We start from the raw sequence: 13034 nt of genomic DNA on the forward strand, positions 1-13034 counted from the left end.
TTGCGTGATCGTCCGACGTTCGGGTTTGGTGCTGCCCAGCCACCGATCCGGTCGTTTTTGCGATGGATTTTTCAAGCGGGCGGGACGACAGTCTGCCCACATCAAACGAGGCCCGATCATGACCGCAGCATTTCTCTCCCACATCGACAGCGAGATTGCGGGGCTCAAATCGGCCGGCCTCTACAAATCCGAGCGGGTGATCACATCCACCCAGTCGGCGCAGATCGAGGTCGGCGGCCAGAAGGTGCTGAACTTCTGCGCCAACAATTATCTCGGCCTCGCCGACAGCGCCGACTTGCGCGACGCTGCCAAGCAGGCGCTCGACCGCTATGGCTATGGGATGGCCTCAGTGCGCTTCATCTGCGGCACGCAGGAGGAACACAAACAGCTCGAGGCCACGATTTCATCCTTCCTCGGCCTGGAAGACACCATCCTCTACGGCTCCTGCTTCGACGCCAATGGCGGCCTGTTCGAGACGTTCCTGGGGGAGGACGACGCGATCATTTCCGACGCGCTGAACCACGCCTCGATCATCGACGGCGTGCGGCTGTCGAAGGCCAAACGCTTCCGCTACGCCAACAACGACATGGCCGATCTCGAGGCGCGGCTGAAGGAGGCCAGGGATTGCCGCTTCCGGCTGATCGCCACCGATGGCGTGTTTTCGATGGACGGCATCATCGCCAATCTCAGGGGGGTCTGCGATCTCGCAGACAAATACGACGCCATGGTGATGGTCGACGACAGCCATGCGGTCGGCTTCGTTGGCAAGAACGGTCGCGGCTCGGCCGAGCATTGCGGCGTCGAGGGCAGGGTGGACATCATCACCGGCACGCTCGGCAAGGCGCTCGGCGGCGCATCTGGTGGTTATACCTCGGGCAAGAGCCAAGTGGTCGACTGGCTGCGCCAGCGCTCGCGGCCCTATCTCTTTTCCAACACGCTGATGCCGGCGATCGCCGGCGCCTCGATCAAGGTGTTCGAACTGGTCCGCAATGGCGACGCCTTGCGCGAGCGTCTCTATGCCAACGCGGGGCGGTTCAGGTCGCAGATGGGCAGGCTCGGCTTCACGCTGGCCGGCGCCGACCATCCGATCATCCCGGTGATGCTGGGCGATGCGAGCCTGGCGCAGGAGATGGCGGCACGCATGCTGAAGCGCGGCATCTATGTCATCGGCTTTTCCTTCCCGGTGGTGCCGAAGGGGCAGGCACGCATCCGCACCCAGATGTCGGCCGCGCATTCCACCGCCGACATCGACCGTGCGGTGGAAGCGTTTGCCGCCGTCGGGCGTGAACTCGGGGTGATTTCCTGAAAGGCCGAAATCGAAAAGCGATTCCGGATCAAGAGATTCAAGGGACAATGAAATGTCGAACATGATGAAGGCGCTGGTGAAGGCCAAGGCCGAACCGGGCATCTGGATGGAACAGGTGCCGGTGCCGGAGATCGGCCCCAATGATGTGCTGATCAAGATCAGGAAAACCGCCATCTGCGGCACCGACGTCCACATCTACAATTGGGACCAGTGGGCGCAGAAGACGGTGCCGGTACCGATGGTCACCGGCCATGAATTCGTCGGCACGGTCGCCGATTTCGGCGCCGCGGTCACTGAGTACAAGGTCGGCCAGCGTGTGTCGGGCGAAGGCCATATCGTCTGCGGCCATTGCCGCAACTGCCGCGCGGGCAGGGGGCATCTGTGCCGCAACACGCTTGGCGTCGGCGTCAACCGGCCGGGCGCCTTCGGCGAGTATCTTGCGATCCCGCAGCACAATGTGGTGCCGATCCCCGACGACGTGCAGGACGAGATCGCCGCGATCTTCGATCCCCTGGGCAATGCGGTTCACACCGCATTGTCCTTCGATCTGGTCGGCGAGGATGTGCTGGTCACCGGTGCCGGGCCGATCGGCATCATGGGCGCGCTCGTCGCCCAATGTGTGGGTGCGCGAAAGGTGGTGATCACCGACATCAACCCGGTGCGGCTCGCGCTGGCGAAGAAACTCGGCGTCCAGCATGTCGTCGATGCCTCCAAGGAAAGACTGCGCGATGTGATGCCGGCGCTCGGCATGACCGAGGGGTTTGATGTCGGTCTCGAAATGTCGGGCGCCGCGCCCGCCTTCCGCGACATGATCGACACCATGAACAATGGCGGCAAGATCGCCATCCTCGGCATCGCCCCGACCGGCTTCGAGATCGACTGGAACAAGGTCATCTTCAAGATGCTGCACCTCAAGGGCATCTACGGCCGCGAGATGTTCGAGACCTGGTACAAGATGATCGCGCTGGTGCAGGGCCCGCTCGACGTGACCGGCCTGATCACCCACCGCATCGGCATCGACGATTTCCAGACCGGCTTCGATGCGATGCGCAGCGGCAGTTCCGGCAAGGTGGTGATGGATTGGTGAGGCAATTGGTCGAATGCAGCGCCAGGGATAACTCTTCCGTAGCGATCCTTCGCGCCACATGCCTTTTCTGCTGCCGGCTTAGCCTTTGCCCAGCGCGCCCTCCAGCGCAGCCAATCCATCGCTGATCGCTGCACGCTCGCTGGCGCTCAGCTTTGCCAGCAACTCCCGCTCGAACGCCTTGGCGAGCGGCACCATTTCGCGATAGGCGGCAAGGCCGGCCTTGGTCAGCGTCAGATGTTCGACGCGGCGATCGTTTTCGTCAGCGGTTCGCGTCAGCCAGCGCCGCCGTTCGAGTTCGGCGACGGCGCGTGAGACCTTGGTCTTGTGCATGGCCGACTGCTCGCCGAGCGCTGTCGCGGTCATCGTGCCGCGCTGTCCCAATCCGGAAAGGGTACGCCATTCCGGCCGCGTCAGGCCATGGCGCTCCCTGTAGATCGTCGAGAATTCCCGGCTGACCGCATCGGCGAGGCGATAGAGCCGATAGGGCAGGAAGTTTTCCAACTCGAGGATTTCCATCGGGTACCGCCACATCGGAAGATTGATAGTTACATTTTCGATGGTTACAAATGAAACCAGTTTGGTCAATCCATCGGGACGCGCCGCGTCTTGCTGGATGCGCAAGGGAGGAAGCTATGGCCTTTTCCTACATGCCGGGCTTCGGCAACGATTTTGAAACCGAAACGTTGCCCGGCTCGCTGCCGCAGGGGCGGAACTCGCCCCAGCGGCCGGCCTACGGTCTCTATGCCGAACAGCTTTCAGGCTCGCCCTTCACCGCGCCGCGCGGCACCAATGAGCGCTCCTGGCTCTATCGTATCCGGCCGAGCGTGAAGCACACCGGCCGCTTCAAGGCCGCGAACTATCCGCTGTGGAAGAGCGCACCGAATGTCGGCGATCATGAGCTGGCGCTCGGCCAGTATCGCTGGAATCCGGTGCCGATGCCGAAGCAGCCGACGGACTTCATCGCCGGCATGCGCAGCATCACCACGGCCGGCGACGTGTTGGGGCAGACCGGCATGGCGGCGCATGTCTATGTCGCCAACCGCTCGATGGTCGACGATCATTTCTTCAACGCCGACGGCGAGTTGCTGGTCGTGCCGCAGGTCGGCGCCTTGCGCTTCGTCACCGAGATGGGCGTCATCGAACTCAGGCCCGGCGAGATCGCCGTGCTGCCGCGCGGCCTCGTCTTCAAGGTGGAACTGGTCGATGCCGAAGTGCGCGGCTATGTCTGCGAGAACTATGGCGCCAAGCTGACGCTGCCCGATCGAGGTCCGATCGGCGCCAATTGCCTGGCCAATCCGCGCGATTTCAAGACGCCTTGCGCCTGGTTCGAGGAAAAGGAAACGCCGTGCCGGCTGACGGTGAAATGGTGCGGCAATTTCCATGTCACCGAGATCGGCCATTCGCCGCTCGATGTCGTTGCCTGGCACGGCAACTACGCGCCTTACAAATATGATCTGGCGACCTTTTCCCCGGTCGGCGCCATCCTGTTCGACCATCCCGATCCGTCGATCTTCACCGTGCTCACCGCGCCGAGCGGCGAGGAGGGCACCGCCAACATCGACTTCGTCATCTTCCGGCCGCGCTGGCTGGTGGCCGAAGATACGTTCCGGCCGCCCTGGTATCACCGCAACATCATGAGCGAGTTCATGGGCCTGATCCACGGCCAGTATGACGCCAAGGAAGAAGGCTTCGTTCCCGGCGGCATCAGCCTGCACAATCTGATGCTGGCCCATGGTCCGGATGCGCCCGGTTTCGAAAAGGCCTCGCGCGCGGACCTGAAACCGGTCAAGCTCGACAACACTATGGCCTTCATGTTCGAGACCCGATTCCCACAGATGCTCACCCGCTACGGTGCTGAACTCGAAACCCGGCAGGACAATTACATCGACTGCTGGGCCGACCTGAAAAAGCGTTTCAACGGCACGCCCGAGGGCGACTGGTCTTGAGGCTCGTCCGATGAGCGACCGGCTGGTGCTTCTCGGCTCCAAGGGCGGCCCGGCGCTGCGGCCAGGCGGGCCGTGGCCGAGTTCGTCGCTGCTTGAGATCGGCGGGCGAACCATCGTCGTCGACTGCGGGCTTGGCGTGACGCGCGGCCTGGTCGATGCCGGCGTCAGCCTGAAGGCGCTCGACCTGATCTTCATCACGCATCTGCATTCAGACCATGTGCTGGAACTGGGGCCTTTGCTTCACACGGCCTGGACGGCGGGTCTGGCCACGTTAGTCAGTGTGTTTGGCCCGCCCGGCACGGGCCATTACTGGCGGCGCTTTTGTCAGGCGATGGAATTCGACATCGAGATCCGCATTGCCGATGAGGGCCGGCCGGATATCCGCGAGTTGGTTTCGATCGTCGAATTCGGCGAAGGCCAGGTGGTCGAGCAGCGCGGCCTGAAGGTTTCGGCGCTGCGCGTCGACCATCCGCCGGTGACCGACTGTTTTGCGCTGCGCTTTGAGCAGGGCGGGAAAAGCGTGGTGTTTTCCGCCGATACAGCGTTCTTTCCACCACTCGCCGATTTTGCCGAAGGTGCGGATATCCTGGTCCATGAAGCCATGCTGGAGGAAGGCATCGAGCGGCTGGTGGCCAGAACCGGCAATGGCGCGCGGCTGAAAGAACATCTGCTCGCCAGCCACAGCTTTGCCGAGGAGGCTGGACGCATCGCCAGTGAAGCTGGCGTGAGGAGGCTGGTGCTCAACCACCTCATCCCGGCCGACGATGCCGGGATCGGCGAGGCCGACTGGACTGCCGCTGTCAGGAAAACATGGGCCGGCGACTTGACGATCGCCCGCGACGGCCTTGTTGTGGAGTTCGCATGATCCCTGAAAGTGGGAACCGGTTTTCGCAAAGGTCATGCGTAAGACAAAAATCCAAAGTGGCGCCAAAGCCATATCAGGAGAGGAAACCGCATGAAGCTTGCCACCTTGAAGGACGGGACGCGCGACGGAAAACTCGTCGTCGTCTCGCGCGACCTGACGCAGTATACCGATGCCTCGTTCCTGGCGCGCACGCTGCAGGCGGCGCTCGACGACTGGCGCCGCATCGCGCCGCACCTCGCGACACTGGCGGAATCGCTGGAAACCAATGCGGTGCCGTCGGCCCGCTTTCACGAACATGACGCGCATTCGCCGCTGCCGCGCGCCTATCAATGGGCCGATGGCTCGGCCTATGTGAACCATGTCGAGCTGGTGCGGAAGGCACGCGGCGCCGAGATGCCGGCAAGTTTCTGGACCGATCCGCTGATCTACCAGGGCGGTTCCGACGGTTTCGTTCCGCCGCGCGACCCGATCCGCATGGCCGACGAAGCCTTCGGCATCGACCTGGAGGCGGAAGTCGCCGTTGTTGTCGACGATGTGCCGATGGGCGCAAGCCTCGATGAAGCGGGCGCCGCGATCCGGCTGGTCATGCTGGTCAATGATGTGACGCTGCGCGCGCTCACCGGGCCGGAGCTGGCCAAGGGATTCGGCTTCTTTCAATCAAAGCCGTCCTCGGCCTTCTCTCCGGTCGCGGTGACGCCGGACGAACTGGGTGACGCCTGGGATGGCGGCAAGGTGAGCTTGCCGCTGCTCGCCGACCTCAACGGCAAGCCGTTCGGCCGGGCCAATGCCGGTATCGACATGACCTTCGATTTTCCGGCATTGATCGCTCACGCCGCCAGGACAAGACCATTGACCGCCGGCACCATCATCGGCTCTGGCACCGTCTCCAACAAGCTCGACGGCGGGCCGGGCAAGCCAGTGTCGGCAGGCGGCGCCGGCTATTCCTGCATCGCCGAGCTACGCATGATCGAGACCATAGAGAGCGGCGAACCGAAAACGCCATTCCTGCGCTTCGGCGACACGGTGCGCATCGAGATGAAGGACAAGGCCGGGCACTCGATCTTTGGCGCCATCGAGCAGAAGGTCGAGAAATACGAGGGGTAGGGCGGAGTAATGGAATGAAGGGCGAGGCATTCTATCTTCTGTGCGGCGTCTGGGCGATCGCCATATTGGTCGTCTTCATCCTTGCGATCCGGCTGAGCTATCGCATCGAGGCACGCTCGCCGGACCTGACCAACCGCGGCGCCTTTCCCCGCAAGGCGATGTTGTTTCACACCATCACAAACATGAAAGTCTCGCGGGACGAGCAAACGCAAGCCATGAGGCGACGCATGAATGGGCTGCTATTGATCGTTCTCGCCGGATTTGCGGTGATGTGGGCAGGTCTGTATCTGGTTCGCTCTGCGGGATGACGTCATGACCTTGCTCGACCATCTGCGCCGCATGGCCGGCAACAATCTCTGGTCGAACGACCGGCTCTATCGTGCCGTACTTGCCCTCAAGCCCGGTGAGTTCGAAGCCGAACGCACCAGCTTTTTTCCGTCGATCAAGGCGACGCTCAACCACATCCTTGCGGTCGATCATCTCTATCTCGATTTTCTGGAAGAGGGCGGTGTCGGCGCTTCCGCCTACGATGATTTCGTGCCCTTCGACGCGCCGCCGGAACTCCATGCCGCCCAGCTTGTTGTTGACCGGCGGCTGATCGCTTTTTGCGATCGGCTCTCGGCAACCGACCTCGACCGCCGTATCGTCACCGACCGGCGCGAGGACGGCATGATCCCCGAGCGCATCGGCGACATCCTCGCCCACGTCTTCCTGCATGATATCCATCATCGCGGCCAGGTGCACGCGATGCTGTCCGGCACGTCGGTCAAGCCGCCGCAGCTCGACGAGTTCCTGCTCGACTACGATGTGAAGCTGAGAGCGAAAGAGGTCGAGCGGCTGGGGTTAGAGATCTGATTTCGCGCATCATCCCAACCAGGGAGCATGCGCAATCCGCTCGACTTGAGATCTGTTACGCCGCCTGGACCTTGATCACGCCGCGCTTGATCTGATCCTGCTCGATCGATTCGAACAGCGCGCGGAAATTGCCCTCGCCAAAGCCTTCGTCGCCCTTGCGCTGGATGAACTCGAAGAAGATCGGGCCGATCACGGTCTTGGAAAAGATCTGCAGCAGGATCTTGGTCATGCCGCCGTCGACCACGCCTTCGCCGTCGATCAGGATGCCGTGCTTCTTCATCCGCTCTATCGGCTCGTCATGGCCGTTCACCCTGGCATAGGACATGTCGTAATAGGTTTCCGGCGGACCGGGCATGAACTTCAGCCCGTTGGCGGCTAACTTGTCGGTGGCCTCGTAGATCTTGTCCGTGCCGACGGCGATGTGCTGGATGCCTTCGCCATTGTACTTCTTCAGATACTCGGCGATCTGGCTGGTCTCGTCCTTGGATTCGTTGAGCGGAATGCGGATCTTGCCGCAGGGCGAGGTGATGGCGCGGCTGACCAGTCCGGTGATCTTGCCGTCGATGTCGAAGAAATGAATCTGCTTGAAGCCGAACAAATTGCGGTAGAAATCCCACCATTTGTCCATCTGGCCGCGATAGACATTGTGGGTGAGGTGGTCGAGGTAGTAGAAGCCGACGCCCTGCGGCCACGGGTCGCGCGCACCCAGCCATTCGAACTCGGCGTCATAGGCCGAGCCCTTCTTGCCATAAGTCTCGATGAAATAGAGCAGCGAGCCGCCGATGCCGACAATAGCCGGCACGTCGAGAGCTTTGTCGCTGCCTTCGTAGGGCGTGGCACCCTTGGCAACGGCGTGATCGAAAGCATGCTTAGCATCGACCACCCGCCAGGCCATCGAGGCAGCGCATGGTCCGTGCTTGTCGACAAACTTCATCGCATGTGAGCCGGGCTCGGCATTGACGACATAGTTGATGTCGCCCTGGCGCCACACGGTTATGTTCTTCGTGCGGTGCTTCGCCACCGCCACGTAGCCCATGCGGGTGAACAGCTCGGCCAGCTTCTCCGGCTCAGGATGCGCGAATTCGACGAATTCGAAGCCATCGGTGCCGGCTGGGTTGTTCTTGCTGATCTTGGCGGGCGGGGCGTCATGCGGGAAAGGACCCATGATATTCCTCCGGAAGCTGGCTTGGCCTGGGACCGGCCATTCGGCGCCATGATAACGCGGACGGGCTGCATGGTGCTTGCATTCAAACGCCTGAAATGGTCATGTGATGCGTGAATCGTGCATGATATGAGGAAAAACCATGGATGAGGCGCGCATTGATCATTTTGATCGCAAGATAATGGCGCTCTTGCAGGGCGACGCGCGATTGACCAACAACGATCTGTCGGAGCGGGTGAACCTGTCGGCGTCGCAATGCTCGCGCCGCCGTCAGCGGCTGGAGGAAGACGGCTATATCAAAGGCTATCGCGCGGTGCTCGACCGCGACAAGCTCGGCTTCTCGCTGGTCAACGTCATCTCGGTGACATTGGCCACCCACAACCGCGACAACGCACGGCGCTTCGGCGAATTGGTAGCGCGGCTGCCGGAGGTGCAGGAGGCGCACGCGCTGACCGGCGAGATGGATTACATCCTGAAGGTCGTGACGCCCGACCTGAAGTCGCTGTCGGAATTCGTCAACGGCGTGCTGTTGCCGCATGAATCCGTGCAGCATGTGAAGACGGCGATCGTGCTCGAAACGCTGAAGGAAACCGGCGCCTTGCCGATCTGACCTTAGGCCGTCACCCCTTCGACTGCTGGATCAGCCCGTAGAGGTTGGTGCAGCGCGCGCCGGACCGGCAATAAGCGAAGACCGGGCCGTTGAGTTCATCGAGCGCCTCGGCCTGATCCTCGACATTCTCGGCCGTGATCTGGCCACTGACAACGGGGATATAGCGGAAGGCGAGACCGGCGGCTTCCACCGCCGCCTTGACGGTATCGGCCGAAGGCTGGCCTGGCTGCTCGTCATCCGGCCGGTTGCAGATGACGCTCTTGAAGCCGGCTTCCTTGATGGCGACGACGTCTTCGGGCTGGATCTGGCCCGAGACCGAATAGTCCTCGCTGATCTCACGATATTCCATGACGATGTCCTCGCGATCTGATTTGGCGGGAGTCTTGCCACTCCCTGACGTGGCCGGCAACTGAATCCTATGTCGCAGCCGGCTGGACGAGGCGCGTCCGGGCAAAACGAGCAACGATAATACCGGCGATCACCGCCGCGACGAAGATCAGTGTCGCGGAATAGCCGAGACCAAGCGCCGGGATGGCACCGCCGGGACAGAAGCCGGCAATGCCCCAGCCGATGCCGAAGACGGCGGCGCCGCCGACCAGCTCCGCGTCGATCGCGCGCTTCGTTGGCAGCGCGAAAGCGGGTTCGAACACCGGCGCCTCGCGGCGGCGGAACACCAGGCGGTAACCGGCGAAGGCGATGGCGAGGCCGCCGCCCATGACGAAGATCAGGCTTGGATCCCACGTGCCGGCAATATCGAAGAAGTTCAGCACCTTGGCTGGATTGATCATGCCCGAGACAGCGATTCCGAGGCCGAAGACGCCGCCGATCAGGAAGGCCGAGACGAGCTTGTTCATGGCCTCAGCCTCCGATCACGTGGCGGACAATGAACACGGTCGCGAAGGCAGTGATCATGAAGGTCGCGACGGCAATCACGGAGGGTGGCGACAGCCGCGCCATGCCGCAAATGCCGTGGCCGCTCGGGCAGCCGCCGCCGAAATGCACGCCGATGCCGACCAGGAAGCCGCCACCGACAAGAGCCAGCGTCGGCACCGGCACGCTGAAGGCGATGTGCCCGCCAACGGCTTGATAGAGAAGTGGAGCTGCCACGGCGCCGGCGAGAAAGGCGGCCCGCCAACGCCATTCAGGAGAAAGCGGCGGGATGACTCCGGTCAGGATGCCGGTCATCCCGGCAATCCGGCCATGCAACGCCATCAAAAGCACTGCCGACAGGCCGATGAGGGCGCCGCCAAGCAGCGACTGGAAAGGCGTGAAATCTGTCATGGCAAGCTTTCGATCCGCGGTCGATCCGCTTCTCTGCGCGGATCGATAGCGCAGATAGACTTTTCCGGCGGAGAATCCAACTCGCGCTGCGCGGAGCGGAAACGGAAAAGCGGAGATTGGCTCCGCTTTTCCGAGGAGGCCCGGGTCAGCTGCCGAGAATGGCGCCCTTGATCTGACGGATGTTGTTGCGCATCATGTCGATATAGGTCGAAGCCGGGCCGTCGGGCTGCGACAGCGCATCCGAATAGAGCGTGCCGCCCACCTTGATGCCGGTTTCGCTGGCGATCTGCTCGATCAGGCGCGGGTTGGTGATGTTCTCGACGAAGATCGCCGCTGCCTTGTCCTGCTTCACCTGGGTGACCAGCTTGGCGACATCGGCGGCCGACGGCTCGGAGTCGGTCGAGATGCCTTGCGGGGCCAGGAAGGTCAGGCCGTATTCGTGTTCGAAATAGCCGAAGGCGTCGTGCGAGGTGATGACCGCGCGTTTCGCCTCGGGGATCGACTGGATCGCGGCTCTCACTTCGCCCTCCAGCGCATCGAGCTTCTTGATGTAGGCGGCGGCATTGGTCTGGTAGCTGACGCAGCCTTCGGAGTCGGCCGCACAGAAGGCTTCGGCGATGTTGTTCACATAGATCCTGGCATTGGCGATCGACTGGAAGGCGTGCGGATCGGTGACCGTCTTGCCGCCGCCGGTACCGGCGCCCTCGGCCGCGTCGGCGTCGGCGAATTCAGGTTTGAAATCGATCGGCGTCACGCCCTTGGTCAGGGTGACGATCGAGGCCTTGGTGGCGCTGGCATCGACCAGCCGCTGCAGAAATCCTTCGAAATGCAGGCCGTTGACCAGCACGATGTCGGCCTTGGCCATGGCCACCGCGTCTGCCGGGCTCGGTTCATACACATGAGCGTCGCCATCCGGCCCGACGATGGTGGTCACATCGATGCGGTCGCCGCCGACATTTTTGGCGAAATCGGCGATGACGGTGAAGCTGGCGACCACTTTCAGCGGTGCCGCGAAGGCCGACGATGCACCGAAGGCAATTAATGTTATAACGCTCATCGCCAGGGCGGCGCGGATCGATTTCAGCATAAGCGGGTTCTCCTTTAGGGGGCGGCGTGAGGATCAGGCCGTTCTGTGGCGGTGATGAATGACGCGCGCGCGCAAAATGCCACGCGTGCCGAACAGGATCGAGGCGAAATAGACGACGCCGGCGGACAGGATGATGGACGGGCCGGACGGCAGCGACGCGTGATAGGACAAGAGCAGCCCGGCGATGCAGGAAGCAAAGCCGATCAGCACCGCCAACACGCACATCGGCTCGACCCGCACGGTCCAGAAGCGGGCGGCTGCGGCCGGCAGCATCATCAGTCCGACCGACAGCAAGGTACCGAGCGCCTGGAAGCCGCCGACGAGGTTCAGCACGACGAGGCCGAGGAAGATGAAATGCACGGGGCTTCCCAAGCGGCTGACCGAACGCAGGAACAGCGGATCGAGGCACTCGGCGACCAGCGCGCGCCAGAAGATGGCGAGGCTCACCAAAGTCACCGCGACGATGCCGCCGATCAGCGTCAGCGCTTCGTTGTTGAGCGCCAGCACGGTGCCGAACAGCACATGCATGAGATCGACGCTTGAGCCACGAATCGACACCATCAGCACGCCGATGGCGAGCGAAATCAGATAGAAGGCGGCCATCGATGCATCCTCGCGCTGGATGGTGAAGCGCGAGACAGCACCTGCCCCGAGCGCCACGATGATGCCGGCGATCAGGCCGCCAATGGTCATCGGCAGGATTTCCAGCCCATAGAGCAGGAAGCCGGCGGCCGCGCCCGGCAGAATGGCATGCGCCATGGCATCGCCGGACAGGCTCATGCGCCGCAGCATCAGGAAAACGCCGACCGGGCAGGCCCCGAGTGACAGCATCAGCGAGCCGACAAGTGCCCGCTGCATGAAGCCGAAGTCGGCGAAGGGTGCGATGAAGAGACCGTAAAGCATGTCCATCAGGCAGCCCTCGGTCCGGCGCCGTGATGGTGATCATGGCTGTGATCATGTGCATGCCCATGACCGTGATCATGGGCATGATCATGGCCCTCGGGCTCGCACCAGGGCGCGTTCTCTTCCCAGGCCTCGTGGAAGCGGCGGGCGCGCAACAGGTTTTCCGGCTTCAGTGTCTCCCTGGTCTCGCCCCATGCGATCGGCTGGCGCGCCAGCAGCAGCGTTTCGGGGAAATTCTGGCGCACCAGATCCAGGTCATGGACCACAACCATGATGGTGCGTTCCTCGCCATGCCAGCGCTTGATCAGCGCGATCAGGTCGCCGACCGTCTTGGCGTCGACGGCGTTGAACGGCTCGTCGAGCAGGATGAGGTCGGCGTCTTGCAACAGCACGCGGGCAAACAGCGTGCGCTGCAACTGGCCGCCCGACAGCGTATCGATCGGACGTTTTTCGAAGCCGCCGAGGCCGACCGCCATCAGCGCCTTGCTGACGTCATCGCGATCTTCCTTGGTGTAGCGGCCAAGCAGGCCGCGCCGTGGCCACAGGCCAAGCGAGACCAGATCGACGACGCGGGCGGGAAAGGAGCGGTCGAGTTCCGATTGCTGCGGCAGGTAGGCGGCACGCAGCCCGGAGGCACGGATGACCTCGCCGGCCATCGGTTTCAAGACGCCGACAATGCCCTTCATCAGCGTCGATTTGCCGGAGCCGTTGGCGCCAACCACGGCTGTCAGCGAGCCCTTGCGGATAGTGCCGTCGAGATGATGGATCGCCGGGTGGCTTCCGTAGCCAAGCGTCAGGTCGCGGAATGTCAGGCAGGTCTGGGTCATG

At 62.7% G+C, this 13034-nt stretch carries 16 protein-coding genes; 8 read left to right on the forward strand and 8 right to left on the reverse strand.

Annotated features, from left to right (window positions below; all coding sequences use genetic code 11):
* The first annotated feature begins 118 nt into the window (after positions 1–118).
* Together OOJ09_RS29240 and tdh are read left to right on the forward strand one after the other, a co-directional pair.
* Positions 119–1306 (forward strand): glycine C-acetyltransferase, encoded by a 1188-nt coding sequence (locus OOJ09_RS29240; RefSeq protein WP_269908536.1) that lies wholly within the window; start codon positions 119–121, stop codon positions 1304–1306.
* A gap of 52 nt (positions 1307–1358) precedes the next feature.
* Positions 1359–2393, forward strand: coding sequence for an L-threonine 3-dehydrogenase (tdh, locus tag OOJ09_RS29245; RefSeq protein ID WP_269908537.1), 1035 nt, complete (start codon positions 1359–1361; stop codon positions 2391–2393).
* A gap of 78 nt (positions 2394–2471) precedes the next feature.
* Here the strand turns inward: tdh and OOJ09_RS29250 are convergent, their stop codons facing one another.
* Entirely contained in the window at positions 2472–2909 is a 438-nt protein-coding gene (locus tag OOJ09_RS29250) for a MarR family winged helix-turn-helix transcriptional regulator (protein WP_269908538.1), read from the reverse strand.
* A gap of 116 nt (positions 2910–3025) precedes the next feature.
* On the opposite strand from OOJ09_RS29250, the gene hmgA reads away from it, so the two are divergent.
* The 5 genes from hmgA (at position 3026) to OOJ09_RS29275 (ending at position 7163) form a co-directional block, all read left to right on the forward strand.
* Positions 3026–4339 carry a homogentisate 1,2-dioxygenase gene (gene hmgA / locus OOJ09_RS29255; RefSeq protein ID WP_269908539.1) on the forward strand — a complete coding sequence of 438 codons (1314 nt, stop codon included), beginning with the start codon at positions 3026–3028 and terminating at the stop codon, positions 4337–4339.
* A 10-nt stretch (positions 4340–4349) separates the two neighbouring features.
* Positions 4350–5204, forward strand: a complete 855-nt coding sequence (locus OOJ09_RS29260; protein WP_269908540.1) for an MBL fold metallo-hydrolase — start codon at positions 4350–4352, stop codon at positions 5202–5204.
* Between the two features lie 90 nt (positions 5205–5294).
* On the forward strand, positions 5295–6308 hold the full coding sequence (locus OOJ09_RS29265; RefSeq protein ID WP_269908541.1) for a fumarylacetoacetate hydrolase family protein: 1014 nt from the start codon (positions 5295–5297) through the stop codon (positions 6306–6308).
* Positions 6309–6322: 14 nt separating this feature from the next.
* Positions 6323–6616 carry a hypothetical protein gene (locus OOJ09_RS29270; RefSeq protein WP_269908542.1) on the forward strand — a complete coding sequence of 98 codons (294 nt, stop codon included), beginning with the start codon at positions 6323–6325 and terminating at the stop codon, positions 6614–6616.
* 4 nt (positions 6617–6620) lie between these two features.
* Positions 6621–7163, forward strand: a complete 543-nt coding sequence (locus OOJ09_RS29275) for a DinB family protein (RefSeq protein WP_269908543.1) — start codon at positions 6621–6623, stop codon at positions 7161–7163.
* Between the two features lie 55 nt (positions 7164–7218).
* Here OOJ09_RS29275 and hppD read toward each other — a convergent pair whose 3' ends face one another.
* Positions 7219–8328, reverse strand: a complete 1110-nt coding sequence (gene hppD, locus OOJ09_RS29280; RefSeq protein ID WP_269908544.1) for a 4-hydroxyphenylpyruvate dioxygenase — start codon at positions 8326–8328, stop codon at positions 7219–7221.
* A gap of 139 nt (positions 8329–8467) precedes the next feature.
* Here hppD and OOJ09_RS29285 point away from each other — a divergent pair, with 139 nt between their 5' ends.
* Positions 8468–8935: an Lrp/AsnC family transcriptional regulator gene (locus OOJ09_RS29285; protein WP_269908545.1), complete on the forward strand. Its 468-nt coding sequence runs from the start codon at positions 8468–8470 to the stop codon at positions 8933–8935.
* 10 nt (positions 8936–8945) lie between these two features.
* On the opposite strand, the gene OOJ09_RS29290 is transcribed toward OOJ09_RS29285, so the two are convergent.
* The 6 genes from OOJ09_RS29290 to aztA all read right to left on the reverse strand — a co-directional run bounded on the left by OOJ09_RS29290 (position 8946) and on the right by aztA (position 13033).
* Positions 8946–9284: a TIGR01244 family sulfur transferase gene (locus OOJ09_RS29290; RefSeq protein WP_269908546.1), complete on the reverse strand. Its 339-nt coding sequence runs from the start codon at positions 9282–9284 to the stop codon at positions 8946–8948.
* A 67-nt stretch (positions 9285–9351) separates the two neighbouring features.
* A complete protein-coding gene (locus tag OOJ09_RS29295; RefSeq protein WP_269908547.1) occupies positions 9352–9789 on the reverse strand; it encodes a DUF6691 family protein in 438 nt (145 codons plus the stop codon).
* A gap of 4 nt (positions 9790–9793) precedes the next feature.
* Positions 9794–10216, reverse strand: a complete 423-nt coding sequence (locus tag OOJ09_RS29300; protein ID WP_269908548.1) for a YeeE/YedE family protein — start codon at positions 10214–10216, stop codon at positions 9794–9796.
* A gap of 145 nt (positions 10217–10361) precedes the next feature.
* Complete coding sequence (gene aztC / locus OOJ09_RS29305) at positions 10362–11303, reverse strand: zinc ABC transporter substrate-binding protein AztC (protein WP_269908549.1); 942 nt, start codon at positions 11301–11303, stop codon at positions 10362–10364.
* Positions 11304–11336: 33 nt separating this feature from the next.
* Positions 11337–12212 (reverse strand): zinc ABC transporter permease AztB, encoded by an 876-nt coding sequence (aztB, locus tag OOJ09_RS29310; RefSeq protein ID WP_269908550.1) that lies wholly within the window; start codon positions 12210–12212, stop codon positions 11337–11339.
* Positions 12212–13033, reverse strand: coding sequence for a zinc ABC transporter ATP-binding protein AztA (gene aztA / locus OOJ09_RS29315; protein ID WP_269908551.1), 822 nt, complete (start codon positions 13031–13033; stop codon positions 12212–12214). The genes aztB and aztA overlap by 1 nt, the downstream gene beginning before the upstream one ends.
* Between the last annotated feature and the right edge of the window lies 1 nt (position 13034).

The sequence above is a fragment of the Mesorhizobium qingshengii genome (assembly GCF_027563465.1).
Lineage (GTDB): Bacteria > Pseudomonadota > Alphaproteobacteria > Rhizobiales > Rhizobiaceae > Mesorhizobium > Mesorhizobium qingshengii_A.

Coding starts and splice junctions, on each gene's coding strand:
- hppD (WP_269908544.1), bottom strand. CDS start 8,328: ATGGGTCCTTTCCCGCATGACGCCCCGCCCGCCAAGATCAGCAAGAAC.
- OOJ09_RS29260 (WP_269908540.1), top strand. CDS start 4,350: ATGAGCGACCGGCTGGTGCTTCTCGGCTCCAAGGGCGGCCCGGCGCTG.
- aztA (WP_269908551.1), bottom strand. CDS start 13,033: ATGACCCAGACCTGCCTGACATTCCGCGACCTGACGCTTGGCTACGGA.
- OOJ09_RS29265 (WP_269908541.1), top strand. CDS start 5,295: ATGAAGCTTGCCACCTTGAAGGACGGGACGCGCGACGGAAAACTCGTC.
- aztB (WP_269908550.1), bottom strand. CDS start 12,212: ATGGACATGCTTTACGGTCTCTTCATCGCACCCTTCGCCGACTTCGGC.
- OOJ09_RS29270 (WP_269908542.1), top strand. CDS start 6,323: ATGAAGGGCGAGGCATTCTATCTTCTGTGCGGCGTCTGGGCGATCGCC.
- OOJ09_RS29275 (WP_269908543.1), top strand. CDS start 6,621: ATGACCTTGCTCGACCATCTGCGCCGCATGGCCGGCAACAATCTCTGG.
- OOJ09_RS29250 (WP_269908538.1), bottom strand. CDS start 2,909: ATGGAAATCCTCGAGTTGGAAAACTTCCTGCCCTATCGGCTCTATCGC.
- OOJ09_RS29290 (WP_269908546.1), bottom strand. CDS start 9,284: ATGGAATATCGTGAGATCAGCGAGGACTATTCGGTCTCGGGCCAGATC.
- OOJ09_RS29240 (WP_269908536.1), top strand. CDS start 119: ATGACCGCAGCATTTCTCTCCCACATCGACAGCGAGATTGCGGGGCTC.
- OOJ09_RS29285 (WP_269908545.1), top strand. CDS start 8,468: ATGGATGAGGCGCGCATTGATCATTTTGATCGCAAGATAATGGCGCTC.
- hmgA (WP_269908539.1), top strand. CDS start 3,026: ATGGCCTTTTCCTACATGCCGGGCTTCGGCAACGATTTTGAAACCGAA.
- OOJ09_RS29300 (WP_269908548.1), bottom strand. CDS start 10,216: ATGACAGATTTCACGCCTTTCCAGTCGCTGCTTGGCGGCGCCCTCATC.
- aztC (WP_269908549.1), bottom strand. CDS start 11,303: ATGCTGAAATCGATCCGCGCCGCCCTGGCGATGAGCGTTATAACATTA.
- OOJ09_RS29295 (WP_269908547.1), bottom strand. CDS start 9,789: ATGAACAAGCTCGTCTCGGCCTTCCTGATCGGCGGCGTCTTCGGCCTC.
- tdh (WP_269908537.1), top strand. CDS start 1,359: ATGTCGAACATGATGAAGGCGCTGGTGAAGGCCAAGGCCGAACCGGGC.